Below are 16,118 nucleotides of genomic sequence, written 5' to 3' on the forward strand. Positions count from 1 at the left end.
GAAATTGGCCCCGCTAACAAGAAGACCCATCAGGACATCCCTTTATTCCCGGGCGGCACGAAATTCTTTTGAGATTTCCCGAAAACAGGGGCCGGCGTCCGCCCCGAACTGGAGCCGACGCTGCACGAGGACGCGTTCGACGTCGGCGCCATGCTGCTGCCGTGGTCTGTCACCCGGGCAGGAACGTCAAGGCTAGCGCAGGTCGGCACTCGATATCGGTTGGAGTGCCGACGGTCGGTTATCAGCCGGGGACGACCGCGGCGCGGAAGCGCGCCACGAAGTCGTCGAGCTCCGGCCGCTCCATGTCGGAAATCGCCCAGTAGGAGAAGGCGCCGTCGCTCCAATGCACAAGCGAAAAACCGCCCTCCGAGAGATCGACAGGGTCGCTCACAGCTCCGGCATTTTGAGGCTGGGCCACAAGGGTGATCAGATGTTCGCGGTGGCGATAGACCAGCGCTGGCACCGCCCGGCCGCCGATGACCTCGACCCTGCCACCGATGAGCGCAAATCCGTCTTTCACCATATCAGGAGCCGGCGGCGAAAGGCCGAGCCTTGCATCGAGCCATGGCTTTATGGTGTGTCGGTCCGACGAGACGACATCGACGGGGCTGGTCGCCAGCAGACTGCGCTGGTGGCCGCTGGCCACGCCTGCGGCAAAGCTGTCGGCTACGCTAGGCTGCATCGCCCATTGCGTCGCGCCGCTGGCCAGAACTGCGCTGATCATGATCGAGGCCGCCATGGCGCGCCAGTCGAATGATCCGAAGTTGCGCGCCGACCACCACGTTCGAGCGGACTTCGCCTGTTTCGGCGCTCTGGGCCGCAGCACCTCGACGCGGCTGGACGCGGCCATGGCTGCAATGCGCGCGCTGAACTCGTCGCTCACCTGGGGCTTCGGAAGCCTGGCCACAGCCCCTTGCAAGACCACGATGCGGGCATGTTCGGCCGCCAGCTTGGGATCGGCCGCGATGCGCCGCTCGACAGCCATGGCCGCGGCGGCGTCAAGCTCGCCATCTATCAGCGCGTGCAGCATCAGGTTCATGCCTGCGGCGTCCTCGGGCAATCCATCGTTGTGCGCACTCATTGCGCCCTCCCAAGGTCAGAGATCAGCAGGCCACGCGCCCGCGCCAGCCGCGACATCACCGTGCCCATCGGCACGCCCAGCATGGCTGCGATATCGCGGTAAGCGAGGCCATTCACGTCGCGCAGCACGAGCGTTTCTCGAAAGGGTTGCGGCAGAGCGGCGATCGCCGCCTCCAGGGCCGCCACGTCTGTCTTGGCGATCAGGCTCGCCTCCGGGCTTTCGCTCTCAGTCAGATCGACTGCGTGAGCGGCGCTCACCTCGTCGAGATCACCGAGGTCGCCCACCGAGACGATGCTGCGCGGGCGATTGCGCGCCAGCCATGTGTAACACGAGTTGCGAACGATGGTGAGCAGCCAGGCACGTGCATTGCCGCCGGCATAGCTTGCGATGTTGGCGTGTGCCTTCATGCAGGCGTCCTGCACGACATCCTCGGCGTCGGTGGCATTGCCGGTCAGCCAGCGGGCCAGCGAAAGCGCGTCGGCGAGATGGGGCATTACCACTTCGCCGAAGCGGTCGGCCTGCGCATTGCTGCTCAGCATCGGTACACCGTCACATGCGCCTCGCCTGGAGCTCGTGTCCTCATTTGGCGAGAATGGTTCTGCCTTGCGATGGAACCCAGCGCAAACATCCCGGGTCGCCAACTGCGTTGAATGTGAGGGCAAACGTCGCATCGATGTCAATCACACACTGGACCGCAAACATGCATCCAGATGGATGCTTCTCGAGCACAAGCATTGCCGAATTCACGACCCATTTCGCATCCGCGGCACCTGAGCTTTCCCGATCCCGACCGCGGCAGCACCTTCGGCAGACAGGTGAGCCAGCCGGCCACAGGCGGCCGACCTATCGCCTTCCAGAGGTCCTGGAACGCGTCGACCGATACCGTCGTGCTCGGCAATGTGTGGGTTTGCAGTGCGGCGTTCCTTCAAGGTCAATCAGCAGCGTATGCATGGAAGACCAGGGCGGGCGGCGTTTTATTCCCGGACAGCGAAAAAAGATGACTGGAGGCCATGCGACAGGCGCCACCAGCGGCGCACAGACATTGTCCATCTGGCGTTAGCCGAGAGGATCAAGAGTTCGAACCCTCCGACAATATCTGCTCTTTAAAGAAATCAATAAATTTCCGCGTCTTCAGCGGCAGGTAGGCGCGCGAAGGATAAGCGACCCACACGGCACTCTCCTGCGCCCCGACGCTGATCTTCCAACCAGGGAGGAGTTGGACAAGCCTTCCGCTCTTGATGTCCTCATCCACCGACCACTCCGGCAGCAGCGAGATCCCGACGCCGTGGCGTACCAACTGGCGAAGCGCCAGTGTGTTGCTGGTCCTGATCTTCGCCGGCACGGTCAATTCGATATTTTCGAGATCCCGCCTGAACAGCCACAGCGGCGTTTGAGGTGAATTCGTGGTCGGCAAACAGACATGCGCACCAATGTCTTCTGGCCGATCGACTGGAGGCACTGAAGACAGATACTCTTTCGACGCCACCAAACGACGCTCGATTGTCTTTAACTTGGAGACGATGAGGTCCCCGGTCGGACGCGGCCCGAGACGCAAGGCGACGTCGACCTGCTGGGCAACGAGGTCCACCAAAGCGTCCGAGAGCAGCAGATCGATCTCAATGCGGGGGTACTGCGCGCAGAATCCGGCCAGCAGTGGCGCGACAACCGCTTCGCCGTAGGCGTTTGAGGCTGTAACGCGCAACATGCCGCTTGGCTGTTCGACGGTGGCAAGTGCTGCTTCGCGGGCCGCCGCAACCTCGTCCACAATAGGCAGGATGCGAGACAGGAAAATCGCTCCGGCCTCCGTCAGCGACAGTTTCCGGGTCGTTCGCTGGAACAGTCGTGTCCCAAGCTGTGCTTCCAGTCCAGCTATCCTGCGAGACACTGTCGATGCCTCGGTGGCTTCGGCCCGCGCCGCAGCCGCAATGCTGCCAAGTTGAGCGACGCGGCAGAATGTCTTGAGGTCGTCAACGTCCATTCATGCAAAATTGGCATGAATATCGTGCCAAATTCAAGCATTATCTCTCAGTCATCATCGTTTATATCGATAAAAACGACACATGGCCGAGCCTTCCAAGGAGAGATCTATGAAGTGTGAAATCAAACGTGTCTTGTTCGGCTGGCCGCTGGGGCTGACGGCAGTGGCTGCGTTTTTGCTCGCCCCTGGGGCGACCGAAGCCGCGTCCAGCAAGCCCACCATTGTTCTGGTTCACGGTGCGATGGCAGACAGTTCGTCTTGGAATTCAGTGATCCCGATTCTCTCTCGCGATGGCTACACGGTCGTGGCAGTAGCGGACCCGCTTCGAAGCGTCTCTGGCGATGCCGCAGCCGTTGCCAGCGTGGTGGAGAGCATCGACGGGCCTGTGGTGCTGGTTGGCCATTCCTATGCGGGTCCGTCATTACAAACGCCGCGCTTAACAGCAAGAATGTCAGGGCGCTGGTCTATGTCGCCGCATTCGCGCCTGACAAGGGCGAGAGCGCCTTCGCTTTGATCAGCAAGTTTTCGGGTAGCGAGCTTGGCGCGGCTCTGGCCAAGCCAATTGCGCTTCCAGATGGCAGCTTTCAGTTGAGCGTCGATCCGGCAAAATTTGCCGGACCCTTTGCCGCCGACCTGCCTATGGAACAGGTGGCGCTGATGGCTATTACGCAGAGACCTGTTGCCGAGACCGCGCTGAAGGAAGCTTCAGGCGCGGCCGCCTGGAAAACCCTTCCCTCCTACTTCGTCTACGGCGCGGCCGACAAAAGCATCCCTCCGGCTCTGCACGACTTTATGGCGAAGCGTGCGCACGCGCGCGAAGTGGTGGTCGTGCAGGGTGCATCGCATGTTGTCATGCTTTCTCATCCGGCAAATGTTGCTGAAGTGATCGAGGAGGCGGCGCAGGCCCATTGAGCGATCACCGTCACCTGAGAATTCAGGTCTCTACCCCATTTGCGGCGCCAAACTGCGCCCAATTGCCATTAAGGACAGACACATGACGAACTTTCCCATTCACTCCATCGAAACGGCGCCCGGAGCTTCCAGGCCGGCACTTGAGGCACTGAATTCAGCCTTCGGCTTCATTCCAAATATCGCCGGCACGATGGCAACCTCGCCTGTGCTTATCGGCAGCTTGACGGACCTCTTCGCGCGGGTACATGGCGGGAGCTTCAGCAAAGCGGAGATCCAGATCCTGCTTTTGACAAATGCAGTCACCAACAAGGCAGAGTGGGCTGTGGCCTTTCACTCCTATCTGGCGATTGCCGAGGGGGTCCGCGCTGAATCTGTCACCAGCATCAGAGATGGCGCTCTACCTGTGGACGCCAGGCATGCGGCTCTGGCGAAACTCACGCGTACGCTTATCGAGAGCCGCGGTGGGCTCAGCGAGGTGGAAAAGCGCGAATTCCTCGATGCGGGCTTTGATGAGAGCCGGTTGCTGGAGGTGGTCGCCGTTCTTGCGGCGTCTACGATCACCAACTACACGTCCAACATCACCCAACCGCCGCTGGAGACCCCATTTCAGCCGCATGTCTGGCAGACAGGTAGGGGCTGATCCGGACAGTATGCGGTCGTGCCGGGCGCGTTCGATGCATTGGGCGCGGAGGCAAAGACCATGTAACGCCAGGACCGAGTAAAATTTGCCACGCGGCCGTCATCGAGCTTTCCATGTTGCGTGATCTAATCTCAGCTATGCCCAGGTGGCGTTCACAATCAGCTGATGGTCGGTTTCAGACGTTCGTCTGCCGACCCTTTCGTCTGCTATCATTCTTCGGCGGCCAAAAGCCGAGCTTCCGCTTCCGGCCCCAAATTAGACGTCGGTAAAATGAGGGCAGGGGGCAGTTCATGGCGCAGACGAGATAGAGTCTCTGAGCAATTATCCGTTGTGCGCGACAAGCAGCCCGCCACGATCTTACCCTCGCGGCCCTCGAACTCCCAGTTCGCGTCTCTATTACTGTGTGTCCGCGTACCGAATGATGCTCTGATTTTGCACGCTATCTATTAACTCATCGACCCGAGACAGGAGCCGTTGCAGCAATGGTGAAGAATTCGCGTCGTTGTATCCCAGGTTCAGACCAATTTTAGGAGGTGTACCGTCAAGTGCCCTCGCGACGACGTTTGGGCTCAACATATTCTGCGCATACAGTGGCACGAGTGTAACTCCGCCAGTGGAGACGACAAGCGACATTGCCGACGATATGTTCTCGCCCTCGTATCTCGCCTTGAGCGCGATCCCGGCTTTCGATGCGTAATCGAGGATTACCTCCTGCAGGACCGGGGAGGTCCGCGCCGAGCTGACATAGATTTCGGACGCAAGATCCTGCGGCGAGATTTTCTTGCGAGAAGCCAAGCGATGACCTGCCGGCAGAACCGCAATCAATGGTTCTTCAGCAAGCAATTTGAACGAGAGGCCCAGACTTTGTTTCTCGGTGCGAAGAAATGCGATGTCCAGTTTCCCGCGCATCAATGCAAGGGCGAGCTCAGGGGAGGACAGGCTGCACAGGGTGACCTCTATGTCCGCTGCTTCCTCTCGGAGTATGCGCAACAGATGCGGAAGCCACGTAACCTCCAATCCTACCAGGAATCCTATGGAAAGAGATGGCCTTTTCGGCTCAGCCGCTCGTCGCGCGCTATCAACAGCTGCTTCGACCTGCAGTAGGGCCAGGCGCGCGTGATCGAGGAAAATGCGACCCGCAGGTGTAAGCGAGACGCCTCGCGCTTGTCGTTCCAGCAGTTGCACACCCACTTCAGCTTCCAAGTCCCGGATTTGCCGGCTCAATGAGGGTTGCGACGTATTCAGCCGCCGCTGCGCCGCCATCAACAAACTACCTTCTTCAACCACTGCAACGAAGTAACGCAAATGCCGGAGTTCCATCGTATCCCTCGACCTATACCTTTCAGGCATAGGTCGAGCATACAAGGTCTTTGTTGCGGGAGGAAGGAGAATCTATGTTCCGCGATATCCAAAAAAGGAGCGGATCGATGCCTACTTTTACAACGACGGACGGCGTAAGTATTTTTTACAAGGACTGGGGCTCGGGCCAACCGATCGTTTTCAGCCACGGCTGGCCGTTGTCGGCGGACGACTGGGATGCCCAGATGACATTCTTCCTTCATCACGGGTATCGGGTGATCGCCCACGACCGGCGCGGCCACGGCCGGTCCGACCAGCCCAGCAGCGGAAACGACATGGACCACTGGGTTGCAGATCTCGCGGGCCTGACTGAACACCTCAACCTGCGCGAGGCAATACATGTCGGGCACTCGACAGGTGGCGGTGAGGTGGCTCGCTATGTCGCACGCCACCCGGAGCGCGTCGCGAAGGCGGTGCTGGTCGCTTCCTTGACTCCTAACATGTACCGGAGCGAAGACAACCCGTCCGGTCAACCGCCGGAGTGGTTCGAAGCGATCCGGGCAGGCGTGCTGGGCAACCGGTCGGAATTTTTCCGTTACGTCCCTGAGCATCCGTTCTACGGGTACACCCTCGATGGAGCCAAGCCTTCGGAGGCAATCATTGCGAACTGGTGGCGCCAAGGCATGGCCGGCGGTGCCCTCGCTCACTACGCGACCGTAGACTCTTGGCTCGAGGATTACACTGAGGACCTCAAGAAGATCGCCCTGCCGGTGCTGGTGATGCATGGCGAGGCTGACCAAGTCGTCCCGTTCGCAAGTTCCGTGCCGCGCGCGGTCGAATTGCTCAAGATCGGGTTGCTGAAGACTTATCCCGGCTTCCCTCACGGCATGCTAACCACACATGCTGATGTCCTCAATCCCGACCTGCTTTCGTTCATAAGGTCTTGACGACATCTCTCATCCATCATCGTCTAGAGAATGCTGACGGCGGTCTCTTCGCATTTGTCTTCACAAGCCCATGCAATTACCTGACATAATTTCCGTACAGGATTCTATGTCAGCTTTCCGGTCGATTGCCGTACACGATATTGGCTAGCTTATCGGTCAAGCCGCGCAGGCGCTTCACATCAAAGCAGTTGATCCACCTGTCGCATTCATCCGCCAAAAGCCGATATCGCAATCGCCCTTCCGCATCTTGCTGCATCCCACTTCGCCACACAGGGGATCGCGCTACCCACCTGCGGTGACGCGTGCGACGATGTGGTCGGCGAGGCGAGAAGCCAGTTCTTCGATCGCCAGTATTATTCCCGATTTTCGGGTCGAGCCAAAGTCTACTCCGGCGAAAAATATGCCCGGCAGAACCGTGGCGCCGTCGTCCTGCAATGGTTGTCCATCCGCGTCGAGCACCCCGGGCAGACGCACCCAGCCGAAGTCTCCTCGAAACCCGACACACCAAATGACCGTCATGATTCCGATCGCAGCGGGATCGAGCGTCTGTATTTGTGGGCTTGGAAGGCGTTGTGCCACGATCTCCGCTGGGTCGGGCTCAACCGGAGGAGCATCTAGTCCGGCCGAAGCAATGTACTCTTCAATTTGTCGTTTGACGTTCGCGGACGCGGCGTTCGCGAAGCCCAGATGATCCTCCACATCGTGGGCAAAGGTGAAGCTGCGGTTGGGTCCGTGGAAAGCGGCAGAACATGAACGAACGGGAAGGTGGCTGATCCCGGCTAGAATTACTGGCCCGCTGCCTCACAGTGGCGGGCTTTTTTGTGTTTTGGCCGGAGCCCCGGTGCCGTCAAACCCACCCTGCTTGAAGTTAACTGCCGAACCTCTTCGTTCGTGCAATAAGTGCGTCGTAGGTTTTTACAGTTAAATTCTAATTGCATCTAAGTTCGGTTGATATTGAAAGGCATGATCGGCGAAGTTTCCTAAAGTTAGGCAACCGCGTTCTGTTCTATGCGTAGATGCTGTCAACAGCCAAACTATTTCGGCTGCAGAATTCGACAGCCAAGGAGAGTTTCATGGTAAAGATTCTAGCGCACTTCGCTCGTGTTTTGGCCGGCGGTGCAGTGTTAATAGCCCTTGCGATGCCTGCCGGTGCCGGCGGCGGCATTGGCGTTGGTGCCGGAGCATCTGTCGGCGGCGCTGGCGGTGTTAACGCTGGCGCTGGCGCATCGATTGGCGGCTCCGGCGGTGTCAAAGCCGGCGCTGGCGCCACAGTAGGGGGCAGCAATGGGATTGCGGCTGGTGCCGGGGCAAATATCGGCGGTGCCGGCGGCGTGACAGCCGGTCTCGGTGCGACCGTCGGGGGCACGACTGGTGTCGGCGTTGGCGTGGGTGTCGGCATTGGCGGTGTGCCTGGAACGCCTGGGACGCCAGGGACCCCGGGCACTCCAAACCTGCCGGGTGTTGTTGCCGACATGTCCAAGAGTCAGATTGCACGCATGAAGAAGCGCTGTGTCGATGTGCTGAGCGGTTCTGGCTCTTATGACAAGGACCTCCGGGAGCTCTGCCTGCTGATCTCGCGGCGTTAGAACCGTCGCAGCTTTGCGATGTGGTCGGAGTTGCGTAGAAGCCCGCTGGCTCACGCCGGCGGGTTTTTTGCATTGTGGGTAGGAACGTCTTTCTACCGAGATTGTTCTGACTCACCCGGTCCGTGCTCCCTCAGCGCGCGCTGGTGACCAAGATGTCCCCCATCATGGTCAGGCCCGCGCCGCCTTGACCGAAAGCGCGGGCCATTTCCCAAGGCTTCCTCGATGAAACAGCGTGCTGAAAAATTTCTGGATGAATGGATCGAGAAGTACGACTTGATTGAAGTTTGTTCCGGCCACGACCAGACAAAGGTTGAACGGCTGGCAAGGCGCCTCATCGCCGACGCTGAGGCGGAGGGTATCAGTGAAACCGATCTGACCGAAGCGTTCAACCACGATACGCGCTTCTCGGCTTTGGCGGATTTGCTCATTCCGAAGGCTTAAAGCGGACGATCGGTGGCAAGTTCTGCAATTTCGGGTTTTGTTGGAAACTTTTTCTGCTGACCCGCATTGCATTAGCACGGCTGCACTCAAGCAGTTGCATTCGGAGGAATTTTGATGAATTCGAAAATGCTCATTCTCGGCGCGACATTTGCCCTTATGACCGGATCGGCGTTTGCCGGCAGTTCCACCGGCACCTCTGCGCTCGACGATCCTGCGAAGATGTCTCCTTTCTTCACCGACGCCGGCATGAAGACCATGAAGTCTGAGGCCGAAGCGAAAGCCGCCTGGTCGGCTATGTCTCAGGAGGACAAGGACGCGGTGATGAAGGACTGCGCTGACGCAGACATTGCGAAGGCCGATGAAGATTTCTGCAAAGCTGCGATGATGATGGGGAAATAGGCCCAACACCAGATAGCACGTCCGCGGCTCGTGCTGGCGGGCGTTTTTGTGCGGCCCAAGGAACATCCTCGCTCTGAGGCTGTTCGGTCACACCCGGCTCGTTCTTCAGCGGTCCGTTCCGGTGACCAAGATGTCCTCTCCACTCATCATGGTCGGCCCGCGCTCGGAAGCAAGGGCCATCCCATCGCGTCGCTCACTGGCTTTAGAACTGGGCTACTTCAATCGCCCGACGAGCCTGCTGCCCTCCCTGGCGCGAGCCGGAATGCATAACGATTGCGGATGTGGCTGTTAAAATAGACGCCCTTGGCAAAGGCAGCTTTGAACGCGGCAACGGCCTCAGCAGGTACGTCCAAAAACTGGTAATGTTTCCCGCTCGCTACAAACCAAACCGAGAGAACCCTGGTGTTCGGGTCATAGTCGAACTTGCGTATCGAAGTCGACGGCATGGTATGCCATCCAAATCAACTAGCCGGTTGGATCGCCAGCTACAGGCTGAAACTGTATTCGAAGATGTGGCCGCGCTTCTCGTCGGCAACCCTGATCCAAATGGGTTCGCTGGTGCGCAGGGTGACGTCGCGCTCTGTCGCTTCCCGCGCCGCCCTGATCGGCGTTAGTCGCGTGGACGATGTGGGTAGCCGTCACGGTATCGCCGTCCATTTCCTCAACGTGGTATTTCGGCACTTTTGGTCCTAAGCGTCCAGTTCGAGCGGCTCGTGCTCCGGATCGGCATGATAAGTGACCTGGCGAAAATCGCGCATATCAATCTGTTGCCCGCAAACAGGGCAAGGGAGGAAATGATCGAGCTCGCTCGCGGGCGGGCCTTCATGTCGGTGCCCGATTAGTAGTCTGCCGAGATCAGATAGCCTGGTCATTGTTTCCGCAGCGCCTTGGCTACCCGCTCCAAAGTCTCGCGTTGGTTGCCGTGCTTCGCGATCAGCTCTTTGACCTGCTGGGGTGTGATGCCGGTCTTTGTTGCGAAATATTCAACTTCATAATCCTCATCGGCTGAAACACGGTCCCGATCACGAAAATCCCGTTTGCTCTTGTCGTCGGCCATATCTCGATTCCTCCTGTGAATTTCGAGCAACGTTCAGTTAGCGTGTTTGTTGCACCAAAGCCGGTTTCCTGTTTCGGAACCATTTCAGAACAAGCTAATTGAATCGCCGGGTGCGGGTGAGTTCATGCGTCTAAAGTTCGTCGAGCCTTTGCTGCCGACCTTGGTCGAGAAGCCTCCGGAAGGCGACGAATGGATTCACGAAGTCAAGTTCGACGGCTACCGCAGCCAAATCATCATCGATCATGACGTGCGCATCTTCACGCGCAACGGCCACAATTGGACGGCAAAATACAGGCACCTGGCCGGCGCCGCAAAACGCCTTGGGGTTGAGAATGCCATCGTTGACGGCGAAATAGTCGTTCTCAACGAAGCCGGGCTTTCGGACTATCAGGCGCTGCGCAGGCCATCACGAGCCGGCAGCACGACCTCTACTTCGTCGCCTTCGATCTCCTCTATTTGAACGGTCACGATCTGCGGGAAATGGACCTCGAAGACCGACGCGAAATCCTGGAAGGCCTCATCTTCCCCTGATGACCGCATCCAGTTCAGCCAAGCGCTGCCCGGAGACGCTAAAGCCATATTCCACCTGATCGACGAGGCGGGCATAGAAGGCATGGTGTCGAAGCGACGTGACAGCAAATACCGCAGCGGCCGGTCGACAGCCTGGCTGAAGATCAAAAGCTACATGGTGGAGGAATATGATTTGCTAGGCGTCGAGCGGGAACCCGGCAAGCCGGCCTTTGCGTTGATGGCCGATCGGAAAACCGGGCAGTATGTCGGCTCAGCGTTCATCAACTCCAGCCGGGCAATCCGCGAACGGCTATGGGAAGCGCGTCCAGGAGCACGCTGGGCCGGCGCCGAAGGGGATGAAGCGGCCGGCGACACAGTGGGTCAAGCTGGGCCTGATCGGACGAGTGAAGCACTTGCGCGGCGAGGAAGATTTGCGGCACGCTTCTCTGCAAGATTTTCGAGAGGACGACACAGATGGCCGTGGCTAAGAAGGATCAGGAGCGTGCCACCTATGCGTGGATGTACGGTGCTCAAGCGCAGAAGGATGGCAAGGAGCGCGCCGCGCCGCCTTACTGGCAGGAGCATGCCGACGCCTGGCTACAAGGCTTTGACGGTGTGCCGATGGCCGGTTTGGGCAAGAGCAAGACGGTCAGCGACGAGATGGAAGCCGAGGTCGACGAAGCCGCCGTCGAGCGCCCCGGCGAATAGCCATTTTCGTTTTTGATTGAAGAAAGGGTTTCGTAGGGCCCATAAAGATTGCGTTTACCATTGCCTTTTGGGGGATGCGATGGTTGCAACGCCCCTAGATATCGCTCAAGCCGCCACTGCGACTACGGCCACCTTGCTGAAGTGGAAGAAGGGACGGATCCGTCTGAATCTCGACAAGTTCGTGCGGCTTTAATTTTACCGGTCGCGCGGCTTTGCCGGTTCTGTCACCATTCCACTGGATGAACTGTGCCTTCTGGCCGGTGATACGAGCCTTTGAGCTACGGCTGAGTCTGGTGAGGCCACTGCGACTAACCGGGATCGAGGGCCAACGAACAACTTGCCTGCCCTCCTCAGCATTTGGACTTAGGTCTGATCCCTCCGCGTAAATGGCCGAGCCGCGAAACATTTCTCCTTCTACTTTGTTGCAATGGCCGTGCCGCTTAGGAGAACATACACAGTGCCTCTATCAAATGAACTGCGCGACGTACCTATAGAATTCCAATGCCCCTCCTGTTCGTGCCCAATGGTGAGAAGGGGATCCTGGCTGAAAACGATTGCCGGTTTCAACTGCGATAGCTGCAGGTCCAGAGTGCGGATCGGCTACGAAGAGAAGCTGACCATATTCGACCGGCACCTTAGAAAGGTGAGCGCCAGCACAAAGTCAGTGAACAACCGCCCTTGTTAGCGGCCGCTTTAGAGATCGGGTTGCAGAGGAGGGTACACGGGCTTTTCTCCTTATCCTTTTTTCTCCCTGCGGCGCCACTGTCTATTATCGGTGGCGAGGCTGCTATCACCTTCTGAGCGGGCTAGCGATGGAGTGCCTTCGACTGTGAAGATGATTCCGGCGTCTTCAAACGCTTTGCGGACGGCCGCGATGTTATGGGGACGCGGTCTCCTGAAGCCGTTCTCAAGATCGCTGATCACCATTTCGCTAAGATTGGCCTTTGCGGCAAGTCGCACACGCGACCAGTTCAGTAGGGCTCGTGCTGCTCTGGATTGATCTGCTGAGAGTACGGTTCGACGGTCCATAGACAGTCGAACATTCAATATCGCTAAAATGTTCCTCTTGACTTCTGCGATTTCTAACGGCGTGAGGCCGGCCTCTCGGGTAACGCGGCGGGGTTTTCCAATAACTTTGCGGAACGCTGATCGTCACGCCGCAACGTCTTCTTTTTCGGCTTGGTCTTCTCAACCAGATCTGGCCTTTTCGCTATCAGGTAGTCAGCCTTGTTCGTTCGATAGTCTTCTTTGTGGATGGACATTTCTACAATCTCCATTGTGGAGATAAACGCGGCCGGAAGCCGACACGTTCCCAAAAATCGCTTGTTCAAGGCCGAGCCGAACGGTGCACGGATGCCAAAAAACGCGAAAAGGGCGCGGTTCATGACGGCGCCCTTTATCTGAATAGGTTCAACTGTGGTATCCTACGATTCTTGCCGACCATACCAGTCGTCGACGTCTCGCCGCACGCGATCCTTCTCAATGCCGTAGCGTTCCTGGATCGTACCTTCGAGCTGATCGCGGTTGCCGGCTATGCGGTCGAGATCATCATCGGTCAGCTTGCCCCACTGCTCCTTGACCTTGCCTTTGAATTGCTTCCAATTTCCTTCGACGCGGTTCCAGTCCATGATGGTGATCTCCTTCGTTGTCCTTTCGAATAAACGGTCGTAGTGGCTGTCAGGTTCCGCTGCAGGTAAGCGCGCTTGCTCGTGATCTACCCATGGAACCTAATGCCCATCCGCCAGCTTGAGTGCGCCGGCCTTTTCAGTTTTGGAACACAGCGGGCCTTTCGCCATTGGGTGCAATGGAACAGCTTCGCAGCCAGATGCAGGTATTCGCCGATCCGGGCCTGTGGGTCGCCTTGGCGGCACTGCTGATCCCTTATGGGATCGGTGTCGCACTGCTTCTGCGGGTAGCCGGTTGACGGACCTGCCAGCTCTCGCGTCGAGATGAGCGGATTCCAATAGAAGGCGCCTTAACCTGGCGGCTGGGGGTCTTCGCGTTCGGCCATCTGTTCCAAGAGCTTCCGTGACGCAGCTAGGACGCGGCGTGTCTCGTCGATGGTCGTACGTAGGGAGTTGAGTTCGCCGACCGCCCGGCGTTGGTTCCGGCGAGCGCTTTCGAGGTATGAATCGTCAGGCTTCCAACGGTCTGTCATCGGAATGTGCAGCCCGCGTCACCTCACACGTGACTTTCACCTCAAACAGCGAAATGCTGGTGCCGTCATGATCTTGGAAGGCGACTTGGCGGAATGTGCCGCCCGGCATCTGGTCTTTCACGATTTCAAACAGTGCCCTTGCCGCCTCATCTTCAGCGGCGGCCAAGTTTGCAAGCTCGGTGCCTTCGGTATCCGGGTAGGGGATTCCGTTTTCGGTTAGATCGAAGAAGAAGCGGGCCATGGAGCCCTAACAGCGAAGCTTTGAAAAGGTTTCCTCGATCCCGAATCACAGCGGCCGGGTGACGGCCACGGCGCACAAGGGCATTATGAAGCGGCCGGCGACGCAATGGGTCAAACCGGGCCTGATCGGCCGCGTGAGGCACCTGCGCGGCGAGGCTGACGCGAAAAATTATGGCGGTTCGGTTGCGTCGGATGCTGCAGGCGCCTTCAAGGAAGCGGTGGAGTCGAACAAGACCGCCGGCGCCGACGCGATCGCCAACATTGCCCATTCCGTGAAGGAGGCGGCTAATGGAATCGAGAAGCAATCTCCGCAGGTTGCAGGCATGGTTCGGAGCGCGGCCGAAGGTGTCGAACGGATTTCGTCGGATATCAGGGACCGCAACGTGGGTGAACTGCTCGACTCGGTCACGAAATTCGCCCAGCGCCAACCGGCGGCCTTTTTCGGCGTAGGCATCCTGGCCGGCGTTGTGCTGACCCGGATCATGCGAAGCTCCGATCGGTCCTGACACGAAGAGCGTTCCAGATGGATGATGGTTCCAATCTCCGACCCTTGGGAAGCGTTTTCAGCGAAGGGTATAGCCATCTCGCTTCGCTGATGCGCCTCGATCTTCGTCTTCTCCAAGCCGAGATGAAGGTTAAGACGTCTACGATCGTCTCGTCAGGCGCGTGCGGCATCGCCGCACTGGTGCTCTTTGTCTTGGCTGCATTCGCCATGGTCCAGTTCCTGATCCTCGCTATGATCCACTTTGGTGTCGGTCCGATGGTAGCTTGCCTAATCGTCGCAGCGCTTCTGGGGGTAGGCGGCGTGCTGTTTCTCTATCTTGCGAAGCGAGCGCTCGCGGGATGGACCATCACACCTGTCGAAACCGTCAACCAGGTGCGCACTGACATAGCGGCATTGAAACAGGGGATGCGTTTTGGCTCAACCCAGTGAAGAGATGCGCGAGATCATGCTGCAAAGCCGCACAGAGCGGCAGGCTTTGTTTGAACCTGTCAGCGAGATAAGCCGGCGCCTGCAGCCCCGAAATCTGGTCGATGCGTCCACCCGGTACGCGAAGCAGAAGGTGGCGAAGGCGCTAGGCGGTGTGTCGGACGCCGTCAAGAATAATGGCGGCACTGCTGCCGCGGTCGCACTGGGTGCAGTTGCGGTGTTTGACGCCGGCAGGCGTAGCACGCATGGCCCGGCAGGCGCCGACGATATAGCTGTAGATAGGGTCTGCGGCGCCTCGCATTCCGACGCCGCGTCAATTCGTTATGAAGCCCATCCGCGCAAGGCGATCACAAACCTGTTTCGGGCCAAGGTGCTCGCTGGATCTGCGGGTGGCCTGCTGCTCGGCCACATAATCGGTAAGGCGTTTGAGCCCACAGCGAAGGAGCGCACCCTATTCGGCAAGGCTGGAGCTGAAGTTCAGGATGCGACGGATGCATTTATCGCCGAGCATGCACGCGGTGCGAAATTGGCCGCCGCGCAGGCCTTCGGGTTTGCCAGATATGCCGCTGCGTTCTTGGCCGTACTGGCCGCAGCTAGCGACTATCTCGTCCGCGCGGATGAGCACGAGCAGCGAAAGCACTGAGAGTGCGAAACTGAGCGCCAAAGGTATCCCCATGCATATCGTCGGAATCAACATTGGACAGGCGGCCGCGCCTTCCGGCCTGCCTCTTGTTAGAGTGGTGTTTGAGGGCCAGGGGGGGGAATCTATCGCGGTCGAAATGGCGCGAAGCGACGACGCCGACGGCGCGCTGGGGGCAATCGACCGTGCAAAAGCCCTGCTTGTTCAGACCGCGACCTTCGAAATGCCTGTCGATAGAATTGGCGATTTCAATAGGACACCGGAATCCGGCAATGTCCGCGGCCGGCAGAGCAATGTCTATACGTTCGAATATCGCGACGGCGACCAATCTCGCCAGGTTCCGCCTGCCGTGATGCCAAGTTTTGAGGCTGCTCGCGCCGAGGCGATCCGTTGCGCGATCGACCTGCTCGTCGATCTGCAACCCGGCGACGACGATTTGACTGGATGGCTGGTACGGATGCGCGATCAGGCAGGCAACGAGCTTTGCACGATCGACGTCGCCGAGGCCGAAGCCGCCCGGCAGGCCAACGACAACACGCCGCTTTAGGCAAATGGCAATTGCGGGACAGGGGAGTTCGTGACCGCAGCTCG

Annotated in this window: 21 protein-coding genes and 2 pseudogenes; 12 read left to right on the forward strand and 11 right to left on the reverse strand. The window is 58.8% G+C overall.

The window, feature by feature from the left end:
• Window positions 1-241: 241 nt before the first annotated feature.
• The 3 genes from NKJ88_RS31245 to NKJ88_RS31255 all read right to left on the reverse strand — a co-directional run bounded on the left by NKJ88_RS31245 (window position 242) and on the right by NKJ88_RS31255 (window position 3,059).
• Complete coding sequence (locus tag NKJ88_RS31245; RefSeq protein WP_352446753.1) at window positions 242-1,081, reverse strand: anti-sigma factor family protein; 840 nt, start codon at window positions 1,079-1,081, stop codon at window positions 242-244.
• Complete coding sequence (locus NKJ88_RS31250; RefSeq protein ID WP_502904783.1) at window positions 1,078-1,617, reverse strand: sigma-70 family RNA polymerase sigma factor; 540 nt, start codon at window positions 1,615-1,617, stop codon at window positions 1,078-1,080. The genes NKJ88_RS31245 and NKJ88_RS31250 overlap by 4 nt, the downstream gene beginning before the upstream one ends.
• Before the next feature lie 533 nt (window positions 1,618-2,150).
• Complete coding sequence (locus NKJ88_RS31255) at window positions 2,151-3,059, reverse strand: LysR family transcriptional regulator (protein ID WP_352446755.1); 909 nt, start codon at window positions 3,057-3,059, stop codon at window positions 2,151-2,153.
• A 109-nt stretch (window positions 3,060-3,168) separates the two neighbouring features.
• Between NKJ88_RS31255 and NKJ88_RS31260 the strand changes: the two are divergent.
• Window positions 3,169-3,971, forward strand: a pseudogene (locus NKJ88_RS31260) (alpha/beta fold hydrolase).
• Window positions 3,972-4,053: 82 nt separating this feature from the next.
• Window positions 4,054-4,611, forward strand: coding sequence for a carboxymuconolactone decarboxylase family protein (locus tag NKJ88_RS31265; RefSeq protein WP_352446756.1), 558 nt, complete (start codon window positions 4,054-4,056; stop codon window positions 4,609-4,611).
• Window positions 4,612-5,007: 396 nt separating this feature from the next.
• Here the strand turns inward: NKJ88_RS31265 and NKJ88_RS31270 are convergent, their stop codons facing one another.
• The gene (locus NKJ88_RS31270) at window positions 5,008-5,931 is read right to left on the reverse strand and encodes a LysR family transcriptional regulator (protein WP_352446757.1); all 924 of its coding nucleotides are present in this window, start codon (window positions 5,929-5,931) and stop codon (window positions 5,008-5,010) included.
• 107 nt (window positions 5,932-6,038) lie between these two features.
• Here NKJ88_RS31270 and NKJ88_RS31275 point away from each other — a divergent pair, with 107 nt between their 5' ends.
• Window positions 6,039-6,857 (forward strand): alpha/beta fold hydrolase, encoded by an 819-nt coding sequence (locus NKJ88_RS31275; protein ID WP_352446788.1) that lies wholly within the window; start codon window positions 6,039-6,041, stop codon window positions 6,855-6,857.
• Between the two features lie 282 nt (window positions 6,858-7,139).
• Here the strand turns inward: NKJ88_RS31275 and NKJ88_RS31280 are convergent, their stop codons facing one another.
• Window positions 7,140-7,556, reverse strand: coding sequence for an NAD(P)/FAD-dependent oxidoreductase (locus NKJ88_RS31280; protein ID WP_352446758.1), 417 nt, complete (start codon window positions 7,554-7,556; stop codon window positions 7,140-7,142).
• Between the two features lie 435 nt (window positions 7,557-7,991).
• Here NKJ88_RS31280 and NKJ88_RS31285 point away from each other — a divergent pair, with 435 nt between their 5' ends.
• The 3 genes from NKJ88_RS31285 (at window position 7,992) to NKJ88_RS31295 (ending at window position 9,283) form a co-directional block, all read left to right on the forward strand.
• Window positions 7,992-8,132, forward strand: a complete 141-nt coding sequence (locus tag NKJ88_RS31285; RefSeq protein WP_352446759.1) for a hypothetical protein — start codon at window positions 7,992-7,994, stop codon at window positions 8,130-8,132.
• Window positions 8,133-8,665: 533 nt separating this feature from the next.
• Window positions 8,666-8,884, forward strand: coding sequence for a hypothetical protein (locus tag NKJ88_RS31290; RefSeq protein ID WP_352446760.1), 219 nt, complete (start codon window positions 8,666-8,668; stop codon window positions 8,882-8,884).
• 114 nt (window positions 8,885-8,998) lie between these two features.
• Complete coding sequence (locus tag NKJ88_RS31295; protein WP_352446761.1) at window positions 8,999-9,283, forward strand: hypothetical protein; 285 nt, start codon at window positions 8,999-9,001, stop codon at window positions 9,281-9,283.
• A 218-nt stretch (window positions 9,284-9,501) separates the two neighbouring features.
• On the opposite strand, the gene NKJ88_RS31300 is transcribed toward NKJ88_RS31295, so the two are convergent.
• Both NKJ88_RS31300 and NKJ88_RS31305 read right to left on the reverse strand, forming a co-directional pair.
• Window positions 9,502-9,729 carry a KTSC domain-containing protein gene (locus NKJ88_RS31300; RefSeq protein ID WP_352446762.1) on the reverse strand — a complete coding sequence of 76 codons (228 nt, stop codon included), beginning with the start codon at window positions 9,727-9,729 and terminating at the stop codon, window positions 9,502-9,504.
• 422 nt (window positions 9,730-10,151) lie between these two features.
• Complete coding sequence (locus NKJ88_RS31305; RefSeq protein ID WP_023708231.1) at window positions 10,152-10,340, reverse strand: DUF3606 domain-containing protein; 189 nt, start codon at window positions 10,338-10,340, stop codon at window positions 10,152-10,154.
• Between the two features lie 124 nt (window positions 10,341-10,464).
• Between NKJ88_RS31305 and NKJ88_RS31310 the strand changes: the two are divergent.
• Window positions 10,465-11,338: pseudogene (locus NKJ88_RS31310) on the forward strand (ATP-dependent DNA ligase).
• Window positions 11,325-11,558: a hypothetical protein gene (locus NKJ88_RS31315; RefSeq protein WP_352446763.1), complete on the forward strand. Its 234-nt coding sequence runs from the start codon at window positions 11,325-11,327 to the stop codon at window positions 11,556-11,558. The pseudogene NKJ88_RS31310 and the gene NKJ88_RS31315 overlap by 14 nt, the downstream one beginning before the upstream one ends.
• A gap of 735 nt (window positions 11,559-12,293) precedes the next feature.
• Here the strand turns inward: NKJ88_RS31315 and NKJ88_RS31320 are convergent.
• From NKJ88_RS31320 to NKJ88_RS31335, 4 genes are all read right to left on the reverse strand, one after another.
• On the reverse strand, window positions 12,294-12,587 hold the full coding sequence (locus NKJ88_RS31320; protein WP_352446764.1) for a helix-turn-helix domain-containing protein: 294 nt from the start codon (window positions 12,585-12,587) through the stop codon (window positions 12,294-12,296).
• Window positions 12,588-12,640: 53 nt separating this feature from the next.
• The gene (locus NKJ88_RS31325; RefSeq protein ID WP_352446765.1) at window positions 12,641-12,943 is read right to left on the reverse strand and encodes a hypothetical protein; all 303 of its coding nucleotides are present in this window, start codon (window positions 12,941-12,943) and stop codon (window positions 12,641-12,643) included.
• 39 nt (window positions 12,944-12,982) lie between these two features.
• On the reverse strand, window positions 12,983-13,186 hold the full coding sequence (locus tag NKJ88_RS31330; protein ID WP_352446766.1) for a CsbD family protein: 204 nt from the start codon (window positions 13,184-13,186) through the stop codon (window positions 12,983-12,985).
• A 507-nt stretch (window positions 13,187-13,693) separates the two neighbouring features.
• A complete protein-coding gene (locus NKJ88_RS31335; protein WP_352446767.1) occupies window positions 13,694-13,957 on the reverse strand; it encodes a DUF6894 family protein in 264 nt (87 codons plus the stop codon).
• Window positions 13,958-14,042: 85 nt separating this feature from the next.
• Between NKJ88_RS31335 and NKJ88_RS31340 the strand changes: the two genes are divergently transcribed.
• From NKJ88_RS31340 to NKJ88_RS31355, 4 genes are read left to right on the forward strand one after another with little or no spacing between them, the layout of a single operon-like run.
• Window positions 14,043-14,462 carry a hypothetical protein gene (locus NKJ88_RS31340; protein WP_352446768.1) on the forward strand — a complete coding sequence of 140 codons (420 nt, stop codon included), beginning with the start codon at window positions 14,043-14,045 and terminating at the stop codon, window positions 14,460-14,462.
• A 17-nt stretch (window positions 14,463-14,479) separates the two neighbouring features.
• Entirely contained in the window at window positions 14,480-14,890 is a 411-nt protein-coding gene (locus NKJ88_RS31345; protein WP_023713090.1) for a phage holin family protein, read from the forward strand.
• Window positions 14,891-14,894: 4 nt separating this feature from the next.
• Window positions 14,895-15,530: a hypothetical protein gene (locus NKJ88_RS31350; protein WP_352446769.1), complete on the forward strand. Its 636-nt coding sequence runs from the start codon at window positions 14,895-14,897 to the stop codon at window positions 15,528-15,530.
• A 31-nt stretch (window positions 15,531-15,561) separates the two neighbouring features.
• Window positions 15,562-16,074, forward strand: a complete 513-nt coding sequence (locus NKJ88_RS31355; protein WP_352446770.1) for a DUF6894 family protein — start codon at window positions 15,562-15,564, stop codon at window positions 16,072-16,074.
• Window positions 16,075-16,118: the final 44 nt, after the last annotated feature.

This window comes from Mesorhizobium sp. M0016 (assembly GCF_040324035.1).
In the GTDB taxonomy this organism is placed as follows: Bacteria; Pseudomonadota; Alphaproteobacteria; order Rhizobiales; family Rhizobiaceae; genus Mesorhizobium.